Annotated in this window: 19 protein-coding genes; 13 read left to right on the forward strand and 6 right to left on the reverse strand. The window is 57.1% G+C overall.

What is annotated here, in order from left to right; all coding sequences use genetic code 11:
* Nucleotides 1-92: 92 nt before the first annotated feature.
* Both gorA and V6942_RS08405 read right to left on the reverse strand, forming a co-directional pair.
* Nucleotides 93-1445 (reverse strand): glutathione-disulfide reductase, encoded by a 1353-nt coding sequence (gene gorA, locus V6942_RS08400; RefSeq protein ID WP_333501096.1) that lies wholly within the window; start codon nucleotides 1443-1445, stop codon nucleotides 93-95.
* 105 nt (nucleotides 1446-1550) lie between these two features.
* A complete protein-coding gene (locus V6942_RS08405; protein WP_106925052.1) occupies nucleotides 1551-2393 on the reverse strand; it encodes a 23S rRNA (adenine(2030)-N(6))-methyltransferase RlmJ in 843 nt (280 codons plus the stop codon).
* Nucleotides 2394-2586: 193 nt separating this feature from the next.
* Here V6942_RS08405 and prlC point away from each other — a divergent pair, with 193 nt between their 5' ends.
* Together prlC and rsmJ are read left to right on the forward strand one after the other, a co-directional pair.
* Nucleotides 2587-4629: an oligopeptidase A gene (prlC, locus tag V6942_RS08410; RefSeq protein ID WP_106925053.1), complete on the forward strand. Its 2043-nt coding sequence runs from the start codon at nucleotides 2587-2589 to the stop codon at nucleotides 4627-4629.
* An 8-nt stretch (nucleotides 4630-4637) separates the two neighbouring features.
* Nucleotides 4638-5387 (forward strand): 16S rRNA (guanine(1516)-N(2))-methyltransferase RsmJ, encoded by a 750-nt coding sequence (gene rsmJ, locus V6942_RS08415; protein WP_333501097.1) that lies wholly within the window; start codon nucleotides 4638-4640, stop codon nucleotides 5385-5387.
* A 106-nt stretch (nucleotides 5388-5493) separates the two neighbouring features.
* On the opposite strand, the gene V6942_RS08420 is transcribed toward rsmJ, so the two are convergent.
* Nucleotides 5494-6693, reverse strand: a complete 1200-nt coding sequence (locus V6942_RS08420) for an NAD(P)/FAD-dependent oxidoreductase (protein WP_333501098.1) — start codon at nucleotides 6691-6693, stop codon at nucleotides 5494-5496.
* Nucleotides 6694-6925: 232 nt separating this feature from the next.
* On the opposite strand from V6942_RS08420, the gene V6942_RS08425 reads away from it, so the two are divergent.
* Entirely contained in the window at nucleotides 6926-7435 is a 510-nt protein-coding gene (locus tag V6942_RS08425; protein WP_106925056.1) for an RrF2 family transcriptional regulator, read from the forward strand.
* 44 nt (nucleotides 7436-7479) lie between these two features.
* On the opposite strand, the gene uspA is transcribed toward V6942_RS08425, so the two are convergent.
* Nucleotides 7480-7917, reverse strand: a complete 438-nt coding sequence (gene uspA / locus V6942_RS08430) for a universal stress protein UspA (RefSeq protein WP_106925057.1) — start codon at nucleotides 7915-7917, stop codon at nucleotides 7480-7482.
* Between the two features lie 380 nt (nucleotides 7918-8297).
* Here uspA and uspB point away from each other — a divergent pair, with 380 nt between their 5' ends.
* Nucleotides 8298-8633: a universal stress protein UspB gene (uspB, locus tag V6942_RS08435; RefSeq protein WP_035894834.1), complete on the forward strand. Its 336-nt coding sequence runs from the start codon at nucleotides 8298-8300 to the stop codon at nucleotides 8631-8633.
* A gap of 60 nt (nucleotides 8634-8693) precedes the next feature.
* Here uspB and pitA read toward each other — a convergent pair whose 3' ends face one another.
* Nucleotides 8694-10181: an inorganic phosphate transporter PitA gene (gene pitA, locus V6942_RS08440; protein ID WP_106925058.1), complete on the reverse strand. Its 1488-nt coding sequence runs from the start codon at nucleotides 10179-10181 to the stop codon at nucleotides 8694-8696.
* 230 nt (nucleotides 10182-10411) lie between these two features.
* Between pitA and V6942_RS08445 the strand changes: the two genes are divergently transcribed.
* Complete coding sequence (locus tag V6942_RS08445) at nucleotides 10412-11602, forward strand: NAD(P)/FAD-dependent oxidoreductase (RefSeq protein WP_333501099.1); 1191 nt, start codon at nucleotides 10412-10414, stop codon at nucleotides 11600-11602.
* Between the two features lies 1 nt (nucleotide 11603).
* Here V6942_RS08445 and V6942_RS08450 read toward each other — a convergent pair whose 3' ends face one another.
* On the reverse strand, nucleotides 11604-12470 hold the full coding sequence (locus V6942_RS08450) for a LysR family transcriptional regulator (RefSeq protein WP_106925186.1): 867 nt from the start codon (nucleotides 12468-12470) through the stop codon (nucleotides 11604-11606).
* A gap of 99 nt (nucleotides 12471-12569) precedes the next feature.
* On the opposite strand from V6942_RS08450, the gene V6942_RS08455 reads away from it, so the two are divergent.
* The 8 genes from V6942_RS08455 (at nucleotide 12570) to arnF (ending at nucleotide 20842) form a co-directional block, all read left to right on the forward strand.
* Complete coding sequence (locus V6942_RS08455; protein ID WP_106925060.1) at nucleotides 12570-13076, forward strand: phenolic acid decarboxylase; 507 nt, start codon at nucleotides 12570-12572, stop codon at nucleotides 13074-13076.
* A 384-nt stretch (nucleotides 13077-13460) separates the two neighbouring features.
* A complete protein-coding gene (arnB, locus tag V6942_RS08460) occupies nucleotides 13461-14600 on the forward strand; it encodes a UDP-4-amino-4-deoxy-L-arabinose aminotransferase (RefSeq protein ID WP_106925061.1) in 1140 nt (379 codons plus the stop codon).
* Nucleotide 14601: 1 nt separating this feature from the next.
* The gene (gene arnC / locus V6942_RS08465; protein ID WP_106925062.1) at nucleotides 14602-15582 is read left to right on the forward strand and encodes an undecaprenyl-phosphate 4-deoxy-4-formamido-L-arabinose transferase; all 981 of its coding nucleotides are present in this window, start codon (nucleotides 14602-14604) and stop codon (nucleotides 15580-15582) included.
* The gene (gene arnA / locus V6942_RS08470; protein ID WP_106925063.1) at nucleotides 15582-17567 is read left to right on the forward strand and encodes a bifunctional UDP-4-amino-4-deoxy-L-arabinose formyltransferase/UDP-glucuronic acid oxidase ArnA; all 1986 of its coding nucleotides are present in this window, start codon (nucleotides 15582-15584) and stop codon (nucleotides 17565-17567) included. The genes arnC and arnA overlap by 1 nt, the downstream gene beginning before the upstream one ends.
* Nucleotides 17564-18466, forward strand: coding sequence for a 4-deoxy-4-formamido-L-arabinose-phosphoundecaprenol deformylase (gene arnD, locus V6942_RS08475; protein ID WP_333501100.1), 903 nt, complete (start codon nucleotides 17564-17566; stop codon nucleotides 18464-18466). The genes arnA and arnD overlap by 4 nt, the downstream gene beginning before the upstream one ends.
* Nucleotides 18463-20118, forward strand: coding sequence for a lipid IV(A) 4-amino-4-deoxy-L-arabinosyltransferase (arnT, locus tag V6942_RS08480; RefSeq protein WP_106925065.1), 1656 nt, complete (start codon nucleotides 18463-18465; stop codon nucleotides 20116-20118). The genes arnD and arnT overlap by 4 nt, the downstream gene beginning before the upstream one ends.
* Entirely contained in the window at nucleotides 20115-20453 is a 339-nt protein-coding gene (gene arnE, locus V6942_RS08485; protein ID WP_106925066.1) for a 4-amino-4-deoxy-L-arabinose-phosphoundecaprenol flippase subunit ArnE, read from the forward strand. Before arnT ends, arnE begins: the two co-directional genes overlap by 4 nt.
* Nucleotides 20453-20842 (forward strand): 4-amino-4-deoxy-L-arabinose-phosphoundecaprenol flippase subunit ArnF, encoded by a 390-nt coding sequence (gene arnF / locus V6942_RS08490; RefSeq protein WP_106925067.1) that lies wholly within the window; start codon nucleotides 20453-20455, stop codon nucleotides 20840-20842. The genes arnE and arnF overlap by 1 nt, the downstream gene beginning before the upstream one ends.
* The last annotated feature ends 95 nt before the right edge of the window (nucleotides 20843-20937 follow it).

The raw sequence follows: 20937 nt of genomic DNA on the forward strand, positions 1-20937 counted from the left end.
CGTAAACGCCTTATTCGGCCTACCGCTCACCGGATCACCGGCATAAAAAAGCCAGACCGAAGTCTGGCTCTTTTTCATCTAGGCGGCCCGCGTTAACGCATGGTCACGAACTCTTCCGCAGCCGTTGGGTGAATAGCAACGGTGTTGTCGAAGTCTTTCTTGGTTGCGCCCATCTTCAGTGCAACCGCGAAGCCTTGCAGCATTTCATCCATCCCGAAACCAATGCCGTGAATACCGACAATTTTCTCTTCCGGGCCCACGCAGACCAGCTTCATACGGCAAGGCTGGCGATGCGACGTTACAGCGGTATACATGGCGGTGAAGGAGGATTTGTACACCTTCACGGCGTCGTCGCCGTACTGTTCACGCGCCTGCGGCTCGGTCAGACCGACGGTGCCGATAGGCGGATGGCTGAAGACCACGGTCGGAATGTTGCTGTAGTCGAGATGCTCGTCCGGCTTGTTGTTGAACAAGCGCTCTGACAGACGACGGCCTGCGGCGACCGCCACCGGCGTTAGCTCAACCGCGCCGGTGTTATCGCCCACAGCATAAATGCCAGGTACGTTGGTATTCTGGAACTTATCAACGACGATGTAGCCTTTATCGTTGGTTTTTACGCCGGTTGCTGCCAGATTGAAATCGTCGGTCGCCGGTTCGCGGCCAATCGCCCAGATCAGGCAATCAACGGTCTGGCTACGGCCATCTTCCAGTTCCAGCGTCAGGCTGCCGTCGGCATTTTTGACCACGGCCTTTGGAACGGCGTGGGTGTGCAGCTGCGGGCCTTCGGCGTTCATCACTTCCACCAGCGTATCGACAATCAACGGGTCGAAGCTGCGCAGCGGCGCGTGTTTACGCACGAACAGGTGGGTTTCTGCGCCCAGGCCATTAATCACGCCAGCCAGTTCAACGGCGATGTAGCCGGCACCGACTACCGCGACGCGTTTCGGCAGCGCTGGCAGTTCGAAGAACCCGTTGGAGTCGATACCGTACTCAACGCCGGGAATATCCGGGTGGCTCGGACGGCCGCCGGTTGCGATCAGAATATGATCGGCGGTGATCCTTTCGCCGTTCACTTCAATGGTTTTCGCATCGACGAAGCGCGCAAAGCCTTTAATGACATCGACCTTATTTTTGCCCAGCACGTTGTCATAGGAGGTATGGATACGGTCAATGTACGCGGTGCGGCTGGCAATCAGCTTATCCCAGTCGAAATGATTAATGGTGGTATCGAAACCGTAGTCCGGGCCATACAGATGAATCGCTTCGCGAATCTGCGCGGCATGCCACATCACTTTTTTCGGTACGCAGCCGACGTTCACGCAGGTACCGCCCAGATCTTTGGCTTCAATCAGCGCGCACTTCTGGCCGTACATGGCCGCACGGTTAATCGAGGCGATACCGCCGCTGCCGCCGCCGATGGCGATGTAATCGTAATGTTTGGTCATGGCCGCTCCTCAAACGTTCAATGTCGAGCGGGTGAGCGTCATGCTCCCCGCCAAAATACTCGCGATTGTATACCTGAAACTGATAGGTTCCACCGATGCCTGTGATTACTCCGGCACAATCCAGTTCACCAACGTGTGGCCGATGCCCGCAGGCACCAGCTTAGCGTGCAGCCACGGCAGCACGTTGTTCATCTGCGCTTCCAGCTTCCACGGCGGGTTGATGACGATCATGCCGGAAGCGGTCATACCACGCTGGTCGCTGTCAGGGCGCACCGCCAGCTCAATTTGCAGGATCTTGCGAATGCCGGTTTCTTCCAGATCGTGGATCATGCGCTTAATCTGCTGGCGCAGCACCACCGGATACCACAGCGCGTAGGTGCCGGTCGCAAAGCGCTTGTGCCCTTCAACGATGCCGCTCACGACCGCCTGATAGTCGTTTTTGATTTCGTACGGCGGGTCGATAAGAACCAGACCACGACGGGAAACCGGCGGCAGCTTCGCTTTCAGTTGCTGATAGCCGTCCGCCCGCTCAACGCGCGCGCGGCTGTCTTTCTGGAATTCTGAGCGCAGCAGCGGGAAGTCGCTTGGGTGCAGCTCGGTCATTTGCAGGCTGTCCTGCTCGCGCAGCAGCTGGCGGGCAATCAGCGGTGAACCCGGGTAGTAGCGCAGCTGGCCGCTGCGGTTGAAATGCTCAACCACGGAAATATAGGGCTCCAGCTCGGTTGGCAGGTCATCCTGCTGCCAGATGCGGGCGATCCCTTCCAGATATTCACCGGTCTTTTCGGCGTGCTCGCCGCTCAGCTGATAGCGGCCGGCACCGGCGTGAGTATCCAGATAGAGAAACGGTTTTTCTTTCTCTTTCAGCGACTCGATGATCAGACTCTGAACGGTGTGTTTTAGGACGTCGGCGTGGTTGCCTGCGTGAAAGCTATGGCGATAACTGAGCATGGATACGGATATTCCGGGAAGTAAACAAGATAGCCGATAGTTTACCGCAGATCCGCCAGGATTGCCGCCCTCGTCCATCGAGAGCGGAACATCCTGCCCTGACGTTGAAATTCAGCCAACTATCCCCCATTCTAGATCCATAGCTAAAGCGCCGTTGAGCGCTTCATTTCTTTCTTAGACCAGGACTGCGCATATGACCAATCCATTACTGACGCCCTTCGAACTGCCGCCGTTTTCCCAAATTCAGCCTGAGCATGTTGTTCCCGCCGTGACCAAAGCGTTGAACGATTGCCGTGAAAACGTGGAACGCGTCGTGGCGCAGGGTGCGCCGTACACCTGGGAAAATCTCTGCCAGCCGCTGGCCGAAGTGGACGACGTGCTGGGACGTATTTTTTCGCCGGTCAGCCACCTGAATTCGGTGAAAAACAGCCCGGAACTGCGCGAAGCCTACGAACAAACGCTGCCGCTGCTGTCTGAATACAGCACCTGGGTTGGCCAACATGAAGGCCTGTATAAGGCCTACCGCGACCTGCGGGACGGTGACACCTATGCCACCCTGAGCGTGGCGCAGAAAAAAGCGGTCGACAACGCGCTGCGCGATTTTGAGCTGTCCGGTATCGGCCTGCCGAAAGAGAAGCAGCAGCGCTATGGCGAAATCGCCACCCGCCTGTCCGAGCTGGGGAACCTGTATAGCAATAACGTGCTGGATGCCACGATGGGCTGGACGAAGCTAGTCACCGATGAAGCCGAGCTGGCAGGTATGCCGGAAAGCGCGCTGGCGGCGGCGAAGGCTCAGGCGGAAGCCAAAGAGCAGCAGGGCTACCTGCTGACGCTCGATATCCCGAGCTATCTGCCGGTGATGACCTACTGCGACAACCAGGCGCTGCGTGAAGAGCTGTATCGCGCCTATTCCACCCGCGCCTCTGACCAGGGGCCGAACGCCGGTAAGTGGGATAACACGCCGGTGATGGAAGAGATCCTCGCCCTGCGTCACGAACTGGCGCAACTGCTGGGCTTTGAAAGCTACGCCTTTAAATCACTGGCCACCAAAATGGCAGAGAATCCGCAGCAGGTGCTCGATTTCTTAACCGATCTGGCGAAACGCGCCCGCCCGCAGGGTGAAAAAGAGCTGGCCCAGCTGCGTGCCTTCGCGAAAGCCGAGTTTGGCGTTGATGAGCTTCAGCCGTGGGACATCGCCTACTACAGCGAAAAACAGAAACAGCACCTCTACAGCATCAGCGACGAGCAGCTGCGCCCGTACTTCCCGGAAAACAAAGCCGTTAACGGCCTGTTTGAAGTGGTTAAACGAATTTATGGCATTACCGCGAAAGAACGTACCGACGTGGATGTCTGGAACCCGGAAGTCCGTTTCTTCGAGCTGTATGACGAAAACAACGCGCTGCGCGGCAGCTTCTACCTCGACCTGTATGCCCGTGAACATAAACGCGGCGGGGCGTGGATGGATGACTGCGTCGGCCAGATGCGTAAAACCGACGGCACGCTGCAAAAGCCGGTTGCCTATCTCACCTGCAACTTTAACCGTCCGGTGAACGGCAAACCCGCGCTGTTTACCCACGATGAAGTGATTACCCTGTTCCACGAGTTCGGTCATGGTCTGCACCATATGCTGACCCGTATCGAAACTGCCGGTGTTTCCGGTATTAATGGGGTACCGTGGGATGCGGTCGAACTGCCGAGCCAGTTTATGGAAAACTGGTGCTGGGAGCCGGAGGCGCTGGCGTTTATCTCCGGTCACTATGAAACCGGCGAACCGCTGCCGAAGGCGCTGCTGGATAAAATGCTGGCGGCGAAAAACTATCAGGCGGCGCTGTTTATTCTGCGTCAGCTGGAGTTTGGTCTGTTCGACTTCCGCCTGCATGCGGAGTACAACCCGGAGCAGGGGGCGAAAGTCCTTGAAACGCTGGCTGAAATTAAGAAACAGGTCGCCGTGGTGCCTGGCCCTACCTGGGGTCGTTTCCCACACGCCTTCAGCCACATCTTTGCCGGTGGCTATGCCGCGGGTTACTACAGCTACCTGTGGGCCGACGTGCTGGCGGCGGATGCGTTCTCCCGCTTCGAAGAAGAGGGGATTTTCAACCGTGAAACCGGTCAGTCGTTCCTCGATAACATTCTGACCCGCGGTGGTTCTGAAGAACCGATGGCGTTGTTCAAACGCTTCCGCGGTCGTGAACCTCAGCTCGACGCCATGCTGGCGCATTACGGTATCAAGGGCTGATCGTTCGCGTGAAAATCTGTTTACTTGATGAAACGGGCGCCGGAGACGGCGCCTTATCTGTTCTGGCTGCCCGCTGGGGTCTGGAACATGACGAAGACAACCTGATGGCGCTGGTGATGACGTCGGAACACCTTGAGCTGCGCAAACGCGATGAACCTAAGCTCGGCGGCATTTTCGTCGATTTCGTTGGCGGCGCGATGGCGCACCGGCGCAAATTTGGCGGGGGGCGTGGCGAAGCGGTGGCGAAGGCGGTCGGTATTAAAGGCGATTACCTGCCGGACGTGGTCGATGCGACCGCCGGGCTGGGACGCGATGCGTTCGTGCTGGCCTCGGTGGGCTGTCGCGTGCGGATGCTGGAACGCAACCCGGTGGTTGCCGCCCTGCTCGACGATGGTCTGGCGCGCGGTTACGCCGATGCGGAAATTGGCTCTTGGTTACAGGAACGTTTGCAGTTAATTCACGCCTCAAGCCTGACGGCGTTAACCGATATCACGCCACGCCCGCAGGTGGTGTATCTCGATCCGATGTTCCCGCATAAGCAGAAAAGCGCGCTGGTGAAGAAAGAGATGCGCGTGTTTCAGTCGCTGGTGGGGCCGGATCTCGACGCCGATGGGCTGCTGGAACCCGCACGTCAATTGGCCACTAAACGCGTGGTGGTGAAGCGTCCGGACTACGCGCCGCCGCTGGCCGACGTGGCAACGCCGAATGCGGTGGTGACCAAAGGGCATCGGTTTGATATTTATGCGGGGACGGCCTAGGCCAGATGGTGAGCTATAGTGCCCGATGGCGCTACGCTTATCGGGCCTACAGTTCGGTGCCGCCAGTAGGCCGGATAAGGCGTTAGCCGCCATCCGGCATCACGGGTTAAACAAACGGAGCATAAGGGTCGGCAACCTCAAACGCTGCCGCACGCTCCGCCTTCGGCGGATAAATCAGTTCGCTCACAATGGATACCTTCAGCTTCTTCGCTTCTGCGCGCGTCAGTTTCACCTGCTGATCCCATCCTTCGGTATATACCGCGCCCCACGCGCCGAGATCCAGACAGGTGACGTACATCTCCTGACGATACGGCAGCGGTGCCACGTTCAGCAGGCTGGCGGCAGCGTTGTTACCGGCGAATTTACCCAGCAGAATGGCGTGCTGGCAGGTCATCAGCGCATGGTTGCCTTTGTCATCGGTGGCGGCGTAAGCCACGTCGCCGGTGGCGTAGATATCCTCATGGCCCACCACCTGCAGATTGGCATTGACATGCAGACGGCCCTGACGATCGCGCGGAGCATCAATCTGCGCGGTCAGGCCGTTAGCCTGTACGCCGACGGTCCAGATAACCGTCTGGGACGCAATTACCTGGCCATCTTTCAGCGTCACGCCTGAGGCGTCCACGCGCTCGACTTCAGCGTTGACCTTCCATTCTACGCCCAGTTCGGCGGAGGCTTCGATGATCACATCGCGCAGTGCTTTACTCCAGCGCCCGCCCGGCTGTGCGCCGCGTTCAACTACGACTACTCTAGTCTTAGCATCGGCACCCAGAATCTTACGCAGACGGCCCGGTAGCTCCAGCGCCATTTCAATGCCGGTAAAGCCGCCGCCGCAAACGACCACGGTATTGCGGGCATCGCTCTCTGGCTGCTGCGCCAGATCGTTAATGTGTTGCTCCAGAACGGTTGCGCTCTCCAGCTGGTCAAGATCGAACGCGTGCTCGGCGGCACCGGCGACGATATCACGGTTGACCTGGCTGCCGCTGGCGAGAACCAGACGATCGTAATGATGCAGGTGGTTTTCACCGCTGGCATCTTTCCAGCTCACTTCTTTGGATCCTGGCAGGATCTGCTCGACGTGCCCTTGCAGGAAGCGTACGCCGGTGACATCGAACAGAGGCTGCAGCGGCGCGACCAGCGTCTGGACCGCATTTTCGTAAAAGCGCGGGCGTACGCGCAGCTCCGGCTGCGGCGCAATGACCGTGATATCAATAGGTTGCTGGTTTTTATCCGCCAGACGTGCGGCGCTGAGTGCTGCCCACATACCGGCAAAGCCAGCGCCGACGATCAGAATTTGTTTTTGCATTACGGTTATCTCACGGGTCACGTTGATTTATTGACTCGGATTTTATTTGTCGTAGTCTAGAAAAGCAATCGGATTTAGATCCTTTTCTCGAACCTGACGAGTTGTTTGGGAGTATGTATATGATAAGTAGATAATTAAATTATTTGTGTTCGAGAGATTAAGCGCGGTGTCTGGATTGCATGGCGTGAAAAAGATACAATCAACTCAGATTCATTTTGGCTGAGATAAGAGCATGGCATTCTACAGTTCCGGGGTTGAGTACGGCATTCATAGTCTGATGTGTATGGTGGATGGCAAAGGCGACGCCCGTGATATGAGCGTGCGCGAAATCGCCGAACTGCAGCGAGTGCCCTACGACTACCTGGCTAAAATCTTTACCCGCCTGTCGAAGGCTGGGCTGGTGCGCAGCAGCGAAGGGAAGGGCGGTGGCTTCCAGCTGGCAAAACCGGCTGAAGACATTACCGTGCTGGACGTGGCCAACGCCATTGACGGCGATAAACGCATTTTTGAGTGCCGTGAGATCCGTCAGCGGCTGGCGGTGTTTGATGAGCAGCCGCCGGAGTGGGCATGCGAAGGCATTTGCGGCGTACGTTCGGTGATGGATATGGCGCAGCAGCGGATGGAAGAGGCGCTAGGCCAGCATACGATTCTCGATCTGGCGCGTAAGATGTACCGCAAAGCGCCGGACACCTTCGTGGTAGAAGTGCAGGAGTGGATTGCCGGGCGGAAAGGCGAGAAATAAAAACGCCTGCTTGCGCAGGCGTTTCACGATGCTCAACGCGAGATTTATTCTTCTTCGTCGTCGCGCAGCGGAACGATCAGCATATCGACGTGGACGGTGTTGATCAGCTGACGTGCGGACGACATCAGCTTGCTCCAGAAGTCCTGATGATGGCCGCACACCACCAGGTCCATGTCGTATTTCTTAATCGCATCAACCAGCACCTGGCCCAGATCGCCGCTGCCGCTCAGGGTCTCGGTGATAGGATAGCCAGCGTTGGTGGACAGCTCACTCAGCGCGTGGTGGGTCTCTTCGGAGATGCGTTTCTGCATATCGCCCAGATTGACGTCGATAAGCCCGGTATAGAGATCGGAATAGTTCACGTCAACGTGGATCAACGAGACTTTTGCATTGTAGGGGCGAGCCATTGAAACCGCTTTTTCCACCAGCACTTTGCTTTCCGGTGAAAGGTCGACCGCGATCAGAATGTGTTTGTAAGCCATAGTGTTACTCCTTCCATAAAGTTGTCGATGACTGTGGACCAGACAGCCCATGCGCTGTCCCTTGCCCGCGTCCTGCGTGCTAAACGCGCGGGATTTGCCCTTAAAGACCTAATTGTAGAAGATATTTCTACCTTATAGCGGCCTTGGGGCGCCGTCAATGCATCCGGTTCGCCAATTAGTTAAACAAATTTTTCCTGCTTACGTATTGATAACGATTAACCTTGTGGTAAAAAATTTAACTGATCTCCTACACTATTTAATGAGCCGATCGGATTAATTAACGTGATCCGAATCTCATTCTTTTTCTATTGGTGTGGGTGGGTTATTGGGGAGCGGTATGTCCTGCGGAGTCTCCGAGGACTGGTCGCCGGGGAGGCGTTATGATCAGCACGATTGCGCTGTTTTGGGCCCTGTGTGTCGTATGTGTAGTTAATATGGCACGTTACTTCTCATCGTTGCGTGCGTTATTGGTTGTGCTACGCGGTTGTGATCCCTTGCTTTATCAGTATGTTGACGGCGGTGGCTTTTTTACTTCGCACGGTCAACCGGGTAAACAAATGCGCCTGGTCTGGTATATCTACGGGCAGCGATACCGCGATCATCATGATGATGAGTTTATTCGCCGCTGTGAACGGGTTCGTCGCCAGTTTATTTTAACCAGTTCGCTATGCGGGCTGGTGGTGATTAGCTTGATTGCCCTGATGATTTGGCACTAAGTAAAAAAAACGGGCCAGTTTCCTGACCCGTTTTCTGTTTACTGCGACTGTGCGTAGCGTTTAGATAAGCTTGAGCGACAGCCAGTAGAGCACGCCGGACAGCAGGATAGAAGCTGGCAGCGTAAAGACCCAGGCCATCAGGATGTTCGTCACGGTTTTTCTTTGCAGACCGCCACCGTCAACCACCATGGTACCCGCCACGGAGGAGGACAGCACGTGGGTGGTGGATACCGGCATGCCGGTATAGCTTGCCAGACCGATGGAGACCGCAGATGTCATCTGTGCCGCCATGCCTTGGGCATAGGTCATGCCTTTCTTACCGATTTTCTCGCCGATGGTGGTCGCGACGCGACGCCAGCCGATCATCGTACCCACACCCAGCGCCAGCGCGACGGCCATAATAATCCAGATAGGCGCGTACTCGATGGTGCTCAGCATGTCCGTTTTCAGTTTCTTCAGCAGACGCTGATCGTCAGCGTTCACGTCCGGCATCTTCGCCACTTTATCCGTGGTGTCAGAGATGCAGAGCATGATACGACGCAGCTGGCCGCGCTGTTCCACGGAAAGAGTGTCATAGCTCTCAACGTTGGTCAGCATGGCTTTCGCACGGTCAAGCGCGTTGATGGTGTTCGCCGGATGGCAGTGGAATTCCACGGCGGCCTCGGCTTCCGGGGTTAGCGGCTCAGCGCTGTTCGCCACTTTCAGCAACAGCTCTGGGCGCTGCTGGAAGAAGGTTTCAACGTTGTTGACCGCATCGCGGGTACGGGTGATTTCGTAGCCGGACGCGTTCATGTTAACCACGAAACCCGCCGGTGCGACGCCAATCAGTACCAGCATGACCAGGCCAATGCCTTTCTGACCGTCGTTTGCGCCATGGGAGAATGCCACGCCAATCGCGGAAAGAATCAGGGCAATACGCGTCCAGAACGGCGGCTTTTTCTTACCGTCTTTCTTTTCACGCTCGGCAGGCGTCAGGTGGATACGGGCGCGTTTTTTGGTTCCGCTCCAGTAGCGACGCAGCAGGAAAATCAGGCCACCGGCCACGACCAGACCCACAATGGGCGAAATGATCAACGAGCCGAAAATATTAATGACTTTCGGAATGTTGAGCGCATCGACCACCGATGTGCCGGTCATCAGCGCATTGGTTAAACCAATACCGATAATCGCGCCAATCAGCGTGTGGGAGCTGGAAGCTGGCAGACCGAAATACCAGGTGCCAAGGTTCCATATAATGGCCGCCAGCAGCATGGAGAAGACCATGGCCAGGCCGTGTGCGGAGCCCATATTAAGCAGCAGGTCCGTTGGCAGCATATGCACAATCGCATAGGCAACGCTCAGACCGCCCAACAGGACGCCGAGGAAGTTAAAGATCGCCGCCATCGCAACGGCAAGCTGCGAACGCATAGCGCGGGTATAAATTACGGTAGCAACTGCATTCGCGGTATCGTGGAAGCCGTTAATCGCTTCGTAGAACAGAACGAACATCAGTGCCAGAACTAACAACAGCCCGGTGTGTAAATCCAGGCCTGCAAACAAATGTAACATAGGACGTTACGCCATTTTGAGGACATGAACGCGCGGCATTATCAGGGACATTGGCGGCGCGGGCAAAGTGAAATCTCTACTTTTTTTGATATTTATCCGTATTCGTTAAAAGGTTGAAAATAATTATTTCTGATGTATCAATCAGATAAGTCGGGTTTGTCGAGATTCCACTGGTATGACAACAATGAAAAATTTACACTTCCCGACAATACCTATGTTGAGGATAGTGCGTGGAAAGGTTTGATGCCATTGTAGTGGGTGCCGGAGCGGCGGGAATGTTTTGTGCAGCCATGGCGGGGCAGGCTGGCCGCCGCGTTTTGCTGTTGGATAACGGCAAAAAACCGGGGCGTAAAATCCTGATGTCCGGCGGTGGTCGCTGTAATTTTACTAACCTTTATGTCGAGCCCGCGGCCTATCTCAGTCAAAACCCGCATTTTTGCAAATCTGCTCTCGCGCGCTACACCCAATGGGACTTTATCGATTTGGTCGGCAAGCACGGTATTGCCTGGCATGAGAAGACCCTCGGGCAGCTGTTTTGCGATGATTCCGCGGAACAGATTGTTGCGATGCTGGTGGCTGAATGTGCAAAGGGTAACGTGACGACGCGCCTGCGCAGTGAAATTCTCAGCGTGGCCCGTGATGATGCCGGTTACACGCTAACGCTGAATGGCGACATGGTGGCGGCAGATAAGCTGGTGATCGCCAGCGGCGGTCTATCGATGCCGGGTCTCGGGGCATCGCCTTTCGGCTATAAAATTGCCGAGCAGTTTGGTCTGAAGGTCCTGCCGACCCGCGCCGGACTGGTACCGTTCACCCTGCATAAGCCAATGCTGGAACAGTTCCAGGTTCTGTCCGGCGTCTCCGTACCGTCGGTGATAACCGCTGAGGACGGTACGGTATTCCGCGAAAGCCTGCTTTTCACCCACCGCGGCCTGTCCGGCCCGGCAGTGCTGCAAATCTCCAGCTATTGGCAGGCCGGTGAGTTTGTCAGCATTAATCTGCTTCCGGACGTGGATCTGAGCACCTTTATTGATGAACAGCGCGCGGCGCACCCGAACCAAAGTCTGAAAAATACGTTGGCGATACTGTTGCCGAAGCGTCTGGTTGAGTGCCTGCAACGGCTTGGGCAAATTCCGGACGTTACGCTTAAACAGCTGAACGTGCGTGAGCAGCAGACGCTGGTAGATACCCTGACCTGCTGGCGCGTGCAGCCTAACGGCACCGAAGGCTATCGTACGGCGGAGGTGACCCTTGGCGGCGTTGATACTCACGAATTGTCGTCGCGCACCATGGAGGCGAAGAAAGCACCGGGCCTGTATTTTATTGGCGAAGTGATGGATGTGACCGGCTGGCTGGGCGGCTATAACTTCCAGTGGGCGTGGTCCAGCGCCTGGGCGTGCGCGCAGGCGCTGGCCGAATAAACTACTTCTCCTGCTGGTTAAACAGCGCCAGCAGCGTTTCCACCTGTTCGTCGAGCGGCGCTAAATCGCGTTTGACGATCAGGTGCAGCGGCGTCGCGCGACGCCCGCCGTGGCTGAGCGGCAGCGGTTTTAATAGCCCCTGCGCCAGCGCCGTCTGAATTCGCTCTTCCGGCAGCCAGCCGTACCCTACCTGATACATCACGGCGTCAATCGCCGCGTCAATCGTCGAGAAGGTCCACGCATCGCGCGTGTCCTGGCGGCTGCCGTCGCTATCGGCCATACGGATGAGCGGCCACGGGCGCAGCTGCTCTTCGCTCAGTGGCCCTTCCTGCTGGGCGAGGGGGTGATCGCGGTGGGCGACCGCGATAAAGTCAATATTCATTAGCCACTCGCCGCGCCCGGTTATGTCCTGACGGCGGGTGAGGACCATGACATCGGCCTCGGTCAGTACGAGGTCGCTATCGCCGGCGTTCTCCAGCACTTCAGTCAGGCGGACCTGGGTTTGCGGATAGCGTTGCTGGAACTGGCGCAGGATGGCGAACAGCCGCTCGCGGGGAAAAATACTGTCGACCACCAGATCCAGCCGGGTGCGCATCCCGTCGCGCAGCGTTAAGGCGCGGCTTTCTACCCAGGCGAAAGCCTTAAGCAGCGGCTTCACCTGGCCCAGCAGCAGTTCACCTGCCGGGGTAAGCACCGCGCGACGCCCCTCAGGCACCAGCAGCGCCACGCCGAGGCGCTCTTGCAGTAGCGACAGGTTGTAGCTGACCGAGGACTGGCTACGATGCGTTTCTTCAGCTGCTCGCGCAAAGCTCCCCAGTTCAACTACCTTTTCAAGTATTGCCCACTGTTCAAGGGTCGTTTTATGCATAATTGATTTAAAATTTAGATTAATTTCATCCAAACATAGCGTTATTCATTTATTTTTTAAAGCAATATGATCTCTGCATCGAAACAAGGAGATTTAAAGATGAGCAACTTTGATAAACATGATTTGAGCGGCTTCGTTGGCAAACATCTGGTCTACACCTATGACAACGGCTGGAACTACGAAATTTACGTGAAAAACGAGCAGACCCTTGATTACCGCATCCATAGCGGCCTCGTGGCGAACCGTTGGGTGAAAGATCAGCGCGCCTACATCGTCCGCGTGGCCGAGAGCGTCTACAAAATTTCCTGGACCGAACCGACCGGGACGGACGTTAGCCTGATTGCGAACCTCGGCGACAAACTGTTCCATGGAACCATCTTCTTCCCGCGCTGGGTGATGAATAATCCGGAAAAAACCGTCTGCTTCCAGAACGACCACATCCCGCTGATGAACGCGTATCGTGATGAAGGCCCAGCGTATCCAACTGAAGTCATTGACGAATTTGCGACAATTACCTTCATTCGTGACTGTGGCGCAAATAATGATAGCGTGATCGACCGTGCGGCCAGCGAATTGCCAAAAGATTTCCCGGCAAATTTACGTTGAGTATTAATACGGTCACAACACCGTGTTTATTACACTAATATGCAACGAACGTTAAATCGTCGAGAGTATAAAGCCCTTGTTTAACGTGTGTTGAATCATGTGAGCAAACGCCCAGTTACGATGTAATCTGGGCGTTTTTTTACATTAAATCCGTGTCTGGATATATCCTCATAAACTATTGATTTCGTTTACCAATCATTTATTGCGTCCGCCGCTGTTACTTTCTTAATCTTATCCTAAGATAACATTGGTACTTTTACCGCCATCGAATGTTGTCGGTTTGAATATCACGTTTATCTATTCCTGTTTTAAACAAAAACAACGCTCGAATCATTTATTGATGAGGCAGGTTTGCTCATTTGAGTAATAGGGTAAGGAACATTCATGAGTGATTTTCTGCCGTTTTCCCGCCCTTCGATGGGCGAGGCGGAGTTCGCGGCGCTCAAGGAAGTGCTGCAATCCGGTTGGATCACCACCGGGCCCAAAAACCAGGCGCTGGAAGAGGCGTTCTGTGCGCTAACGGGTAACCGTTTTGCTATCGCCGTCAGCTCGGCAACCGGCGGTATGCACGTCACGCTCATGGCGCTGGGCATTGGCCCCGGCGATGAAGTCATCACCCCCTCCCAGACCTGGGTTTCTACGCTGAATATGATTGTCCTGCTGGGGGCGACCCCGGTGATGATCGATGTCGATCGTGACAACCTGATGGTGACCCCAGAGGCTATCGAAGCCGCCATTACGCCGCGTACCAAAGCCATTATCCCTGTGCACTACGCGGGCGCACCGGCCGATATCGACGGCATTCGTGCGGTCGCTGAACGTCACGGCATTCCGGTGATTGAAGACGCGGCGCACGCGGCGGGTACGTACTATAAAGGCCAGCATATCGGTGCACAGGGAACGGCGATTTTCTCCTTCCATGCCATCAAGAACATGACCTGCGCCGAGGGGGGGCTTATCGTCACCGACGACGAGCCGCTGGCGAACCGCATTCGCAGCCTGAAATTTCACGGCCTGGGCGTTGACGCCTACGATCGCCAGACCCACGGCCGCGCGCCGCAGGCAGAGGTGATAAGCCCCGGCTTCAAATATAACCTCGCCGACATTAACGCCGCGCTGGCGCTGGTGCAGCTAGGTAAGCTGGGCCAGGCCAACCAGCGCCGCAGCGAGATTGCTCAGCGCTACGTGCGTGAGCTGGCAGATACCCCGTTCCAGCCGCTGGCCGTGCCGAGCTGGCCGCATCTGCATGCCTGGCATCTGTTTATCATCCGCGTTGACGAACAGCGCTGCGGCATCAGCCGCGATGCGCTGATGGAACAGCTTAAGGCCCAGGGCATAGGCACCGGGCTGCATTTCCGCGCTGCCCATACGCAGAAATACTATCGCGAGCGTTTCCCTGAGGTGTCATTGCCGAATACCGAATGGAACAGCGCGCGCATTTGTTCACTCCCTCTTTTCCCGGATATGACCGATGACGACACAACGCGCGTTATTACGGCGCTCCGTCAGTTAGCGGAGCGCTAATATGTTTGAGTACCCATTAGTCAAAAAAGTCTCGGTAGTGATACCGGTCTACAACGAGCAGGACAGCCTGCCCGAGCTTATCCGTCGCACCGATGCGGCCTGCGCAACCTTAAACCGCGACTATGAAATTCTGCTGGTCGACGATGGCAGCAGCGATGACTCCGCGCGCATGCTGGTTGAGGCTGCAGAGGCGCCGGAAAGCCATATTGTGGCAGTGCTGCTTAACCGTAACTACGGCCAACACTCGGCGATTATGGCGGGCTTCAGCCACGTCACCGGCGACCTGATTATTACCCTGGATGCCGACCTGCAAAATCCACCGGAAGAGATCCCGCGGCTGGTGGAAAAAGCAGACGAAGGCTACGACGTTGTCGGCACCGTACGGCAGAATCGCCAGGACAGCATCTTCCGCAAAACCGCATCGAAGATGATTAACCGCCTGATTCAACGCACCACCGGCAAAGCGATGGGCGACTACGGTTGCATGCTGCGCGCCTATCGTCGGCATATCGTCGATGCCATGCTCAACTGCCACGAGCGCAGCACCTTTATTCCAATCCTGGCGAATACCTTCGCCCGCCGCGCCGTGGAGATCCCGGTGCTGCACGCCGAGCGCGAGTTCGGTGACTCAAAATACAGCTTTATGCGCCTGATTAACCTGATGTACGACCTGGTGACCTGTTTAACCACCACGCCGCTGCGTCTGTTAAGCGTGGTCGGCAGCGTTATCGCCGTACTCGGTTTTGCCTTCTCCATTCTGTTAGTGGTCCTGCGTCTGGCGCTGGGTCCGGAATGGGCGGGCGACGGTGTGTTCATGCTGTTCGCTATTCTGTTCATGTTTATCGGTGCCCAGTTTATCGGTATGGGCCTGCTCGGGGAGTATATCGGCCGCATTTACAACGACGTGCGTGCCCGTCCCCGTTACTTTATTCAACGTGTTGTACGCCAGGAAAGCCTGGTTTCTGAAGAGGAAAATCGTTAATGAAAGCTGTTGTATTTGCCTATCACGACATGGGTTGCACTGGTATTCAGGCACTGCTGGACGCCGGATACGACATCGAGGCGATCTTTACTCATCCGGACAACGCCGGTGAAAACAACTTCTTTGGCTCTGTAGCCCGTCTGGCGGCCGAGCAGGGAATCACCGTTTATGCGCCGGAAGACGTTAACCATCCGCTGTGGGTGGACCGTATCCGTGCGATGGCACCTGAAGTGATTTTCTCCTTCTACTACCGCAACCTGCTCAGCGACGAAATCCTGAATCTGGCACCAAAAGGCGCATTCAACCTGCACGGTTCGCTGCTGCCGAAATATCGTGGCCGCGCGCCGCTGAACTGGGTACTGGTGAACGGCGAGAAAGAGACGGGCGTTACGCTGCATCGCATGACCCACCGCGCCGACGCAGGCGATATCGTGGCTCAGCAGAGCGTGGCGATTGCCGATTCCGACGTGGCGCTGACGCTGCACCGCAAGCTGTGCGCGGCGTCGCAGACGCTGCTCGGCGATGCGCTGGCGAAAATTCGCAGCGGCCAGGTCGATGCACGTGCGCAGGATGACTCACAGGCGACCTACGTTGGGCGCCGTACTCCGGAAGATGGCCGCCTGGAATGGGAAAAACCGGCGCAGACGCTGCATAACCTGGTCCGCGCGGTGAGCGATCCGTGGCCGGGCGCGTTTGGTTTTGTCGGCACCAATAAATTTATCGTCTGGAAATCACGCGTGCGCACCGACATGCCGGCGGCGAAGCCGGGTACCGTGCTGTCGGTCTCTCCGCTGGTGATTGCCTGCGGTGAAGGCGCGCTGGAAATCGTTACCGGTCAAAGCGCCAACGGCGTTTACATGCAGGGCGCACAGCTGGCACCTGCGCTGGGCCTGGTGGCGGGCGCACTGCTCTCCAGCCGTCCGTTCACGGCCGTGAAGCGCCGTACCCGCGTACTGATCCTCGGCGTTAACGGGTTTATCGGTAACCACCTCACCGAGCGTCTGCTGGCGGACGACAACTACGAAATCTACGGTCTGGATATTGGCTCTGACGCCATCAGCCGCTTCCTCGACTGCCCGCGTTTCCACTTTGTGGAAGGTGATATCAGCATTCACTCAGAATGGATTGAGTATCACATTAAGAAATGCGACGTGGTGCTGCCGCTGGTTGCGATCGCCACGCCGATTGAGTACACCCGTAACCCGCTGCGCGTGTTCGAGCTGGACTTCGAAGAGAACCTGAAGATTATTCGCGACTGCGTGAAGTACAACAAACGCATCATCTTCCCGTCGACTTCCGAAGTGTACGGCATGTGTACGGATGCCAACTTTGATGAAGATACTTCCAACCTGGTGGTCGGTCCTATCAACAAACAGCGCTGGATCTACTCGGTTTCCAAACAGCTTCTGGACCGCGTTATTTGGGCCTATGGCGACAAAACGGGCCTCAAGTTTACGCTGTTCCGTCCGTTTAACTGGATGGGGCCGCGCCTTGATAACCTGAACGCTGCGCGTATCGGTAGCTCTCGTGCTATCACTCAGCTGATTCTTAACCTGGTAGAAGGTTCGCCGATCAAGCTGATCGAAGGCGGCAAGCAGAAGCGCTGCTTCACTGACATCAGCGACGGCATCGAAGCGCTGTTCCGCATTATTGAAAACAAAGACGGTCGCTGCGATGGGCAGATCATCAACATTGGTAACCCGGACAACGAAGCGAGCATCAAAGAGCTGGCCGAAATGCTGCTCGACTGCTTCGAACGTCACCCGCTGCGCGACCGCTTCCCGCCGTTTGCTGGCTTCCGTGAAGTGGAAAGCAGCGACTACTATGGCAAAGGTTACCAGGACGTTGAGCACCGTAAGCCGAGCATTCGCAACGCTAAACGCTGCCTCGACTGGCAGCCGACGGTAGAGATGCAGCAAACGGTAGAAGAGACGCTGGACTTCTTCCTGCGCACAGTTGAACTGACGGACGAAAAACCATCATGAAAAAAGTAGGTTTGCGCGTTGATGTCGACACCTTTCGCGGAACGCGCGAAGGCGTGCCACGGCTGATGGCGGTGCTCAAAAAGCACCGCGTGCAGGCCAGCTTTTTCTTCAGCGTCGGGCCGGACAACATGGGGCGCCACTTGTGGCGCCTGGTAAAACCGAAGTTCTTGTGGAAGATGCTGCGCTCGCGCGCAGCATCGCTGTATGGCTGGGATATTCTGCTGGCCGGAACGGCGTGGCCAGGGCGGCGCATTGGTTCGGCTAACGCGGAGATCATCCGCAGCGTCGCGCAGGCGCATGAGGTCGGCCTGCATGCCTGGGATCACCACCGCTGGCAGCAGTGGAGCGGCATGTGGAATGAACAGCAGCTGGTGGATGAAATCGGCCGCGGGCTGAACGAGCTGGAGGCCATTCTTGGCCGCCCGGTCTCCTGTTCGGCTGTTGCAGGCTGGCGCGCCGACCAGCGCGTGGTGAAGGCGAAAGAGTCGTTCGATTTTCTCTACAACAGCGACTGTCGCGGCACGCAGCCGTTCCTTCCTCAGCTCAGCAACGGCGATCTGGCTACCGTGCAGATCCCCGTTACGCTGCCCACCTGGGACGAAGTTGTCGGTAGCGTGGTGAGCGCAGAAGGTTTTAACCGCTGGCTGCTGGAACAAATTCGCAAGGACACGGGGACGCCGGTTTACACCATCCACGCTGAAGTGGAAGGCGGCGCCTACGCCGAGCAGTTTGACTATCTGCTGACCCTTGCGGCGCAGCAGGAAATTCGTTTTTGCCCGCTGGGCCAGCTTCTCCCGGATGACTTCCGTCAGCTGCCGGTCGGGAAGGTGGTGCGCGGAGAAATCGCCGGTCGTGAAGGCTGGCTGGGCTGCCAACAACTGATGAGCTCTGATGTATGAAATCCCTTCGCTACGGTATTTCGTTAGCCGCACTGTTTGTTCTGTACTATCTGGTTCCGCTTAACTTCCGGCTGCTGTGGCAGCCGGACGAAACCCGCTATGCGGAAATCAGCCGCGAAATGCTGGCAACCGGCGATTGGGTGGTGCCGCACTTCCTGGGGCTGCGCTATTTTGAAAAGCCTATTGCCGGTTATTGGATTAACAGCATTGGCCAGTGGCTTTTCGGCCACAATAACTTTGCCGTGCGCTTTGGCGCCGTGTTTTCCATTACCGTCTCGGCGCTGCTGGTTGCCTGGCTGGCGTGGAAAATCTGGCAGGACAAAAAGGTGGCCGTGCTCTCGGGCGCGATCTTCCTGACCGCTTTCCTGGTTTACGGCATTGGCACTTATGCGGTGCTCGATCCGATGATCACCCTGTGGATGACGCTGGCGATGTGCAGCTTCTGGCTGGCCGCGCAGGCGAAAACCACCGCTGAACGCGCCTGGGGCTACGTGCTGCTGGGTATCGCCTGCGGCATGGGCGTGATGACCAAAGGTTTTCTGGCGCTGGCGGTGCCGGTGATTGGCGTACTGCCGTGGGTTATTGTGCAAAAGCGCTGGCGGGAAGTGCTGGTCTGGGGCTGGCTGTCGGTGCTGGTGTGTGTGCTGACGGTGCTGCCGTGGGGGCTGGCGATCGCTGCGCGCGAGGGCGACTTCTGGCGCTACTTCTTCTGGGTTGAGCATATTCAACGCTTCGCCCAGAGTGACGCGCAGCATAAAGCGCCGTTCTGGTACTACCTGCCGTTCCTGGTGGCTGGCAGCCTGCCGTGGCTGGCGCTGTTGCCCGGCGCGTTCAAGCGCGGCTGGCAAGAACGAGAAGGCCTGCGAGGGGCATTTTATCTGCTGGGTTGGGTGGTGATGCCGTTCCTGTTCTTTAGCATCGCCAAAGGTAAGCTGCCGACTTATATCCTGCCGTGCTTCGCGCCGCTGGCGATACTGATGGCGCGCTATGCGGTCGATGCCGCCAAAGTCGGCTCTCGGGCGCTGCGAATCAACGGGATCATCAACATCGTCTTTGGCGTGGTTGGCCTGGTGGCGGTGGCGGTCGTGTCGCCATGGGGGCCGATGAAGCACCCGGTCTGGATGCAGATAGAGCTGTACAAATGCGTGCTGGCGGCGGTGGCGTTCTTCTTCTGGGCGCTGATGGGCTGGCTGTCTATCAAGCACGATGCACGTCGCTGGACGCTGGCTGCGCTGTGCCCGCTGGCGCTGGCGCTGCTGGTCGGCATGGCGATACCCGATCGCGTCACCGACAGCAAACAGCCGCAGTTCCTGGTCGATATCGTCAACGAGTCGCTGGCACCGAGCCGCTACGTGCTGAGCAACAGCGTCGGCGTGGCCGCGGGGCTGGCCTGGGAGCTGAAGCGTAGCGACGTGATACTGTACGGTCAGCAGGGTGAGCTGAAGTATGGTCTTTCTTATCCTGACGCGAAGGGCAGCTTTGTCTCGTATGAAGCGTTCCCGCAGTGGCTGGCGGCACATCGCCAGGAAGGGCCGATCTCACTGGTATTGCTGCTGTCTCGTGACGTACAGTTAGCGGAACTGCCGCTGCCAAAACCGGATGAGGTATATGCCATGGGTCGCACCGTCTTTATTCAGTATCGTCCGCAATGATCACGTGGGCCTGCCTGCTGCTCGCCAGCCTGCTAAGCTGCGGCGGGCAGCTGTGCCAGAAACAGGCGACCCGTCCTGCCCCTCAAGGGCAGCGCGGGCGCCATCTGCTGATCTGGCTTGGCCTGGCGCTGGCGATGCTCGGTCTGGGGATGCTGCTGTGGCTGCTGGTGCTACAGCAAATTCCGGTCAGCGTGGCTTATCCGATGCTCAGCCTTAACTTTGTCTGGGTCACGCTGGCGGCCCGCGCTATCTGGCACGAGCCGGTGAGCCGCCGTCACTGGGCGGGAGTCACGTTGATTATCGTTGGCATTATGTTACTGGGGAGCAGCGCCTGATGGGGCTTATCTGGGCGTTAATGAGCGTGGCGCTGGTCAGCGCCGCCCAACTGACGTTACGCGCGGCAATGACAACGCTGCCGTCGGCGGAGCAGCCGCTGCTGCTGTTGGGTCATCTTTTGCATTTTGAATCGGGGACGCTGGGGCTCTTCCTGGGGCTGCTGGGTTATGTCGCCTCGATGGCTTGCTGGTACTTCGCCCTCAAGCGCCTGCCGCTGGCAAAAGCCTATGCGCTGCTCAGCCTTAGCTATATGGTGGTGTGGCTGGCCGCAATTCTGCTGCCGGGCTGGCATGAGCCTTTTTCGTGGCGAGGCCTGCTGGGCGTTGTCGTGATTATCGCTGGCGTGCTCACTATCTTCTGGCCAAACAAACCCTCTCATACCGCATAAGCCGGATAAGGCGATGTCGCCATCCGGCAATTTGCGCCATTCTGCCTGATGGCGCTGCGCCTATCAGGCCGTGCATCCTATAAGCCTCGCCCCGG

Source organism: Kluyvera genomosp. 2 (assembly GCF_036759865.1).
Lineage (GTDB): Bacteria > Pseudomonadota > Gammaproteobacteria > Enterobacterales > Enterobacteriaceae > Kluyvera > Kluyvera ascorbata_B.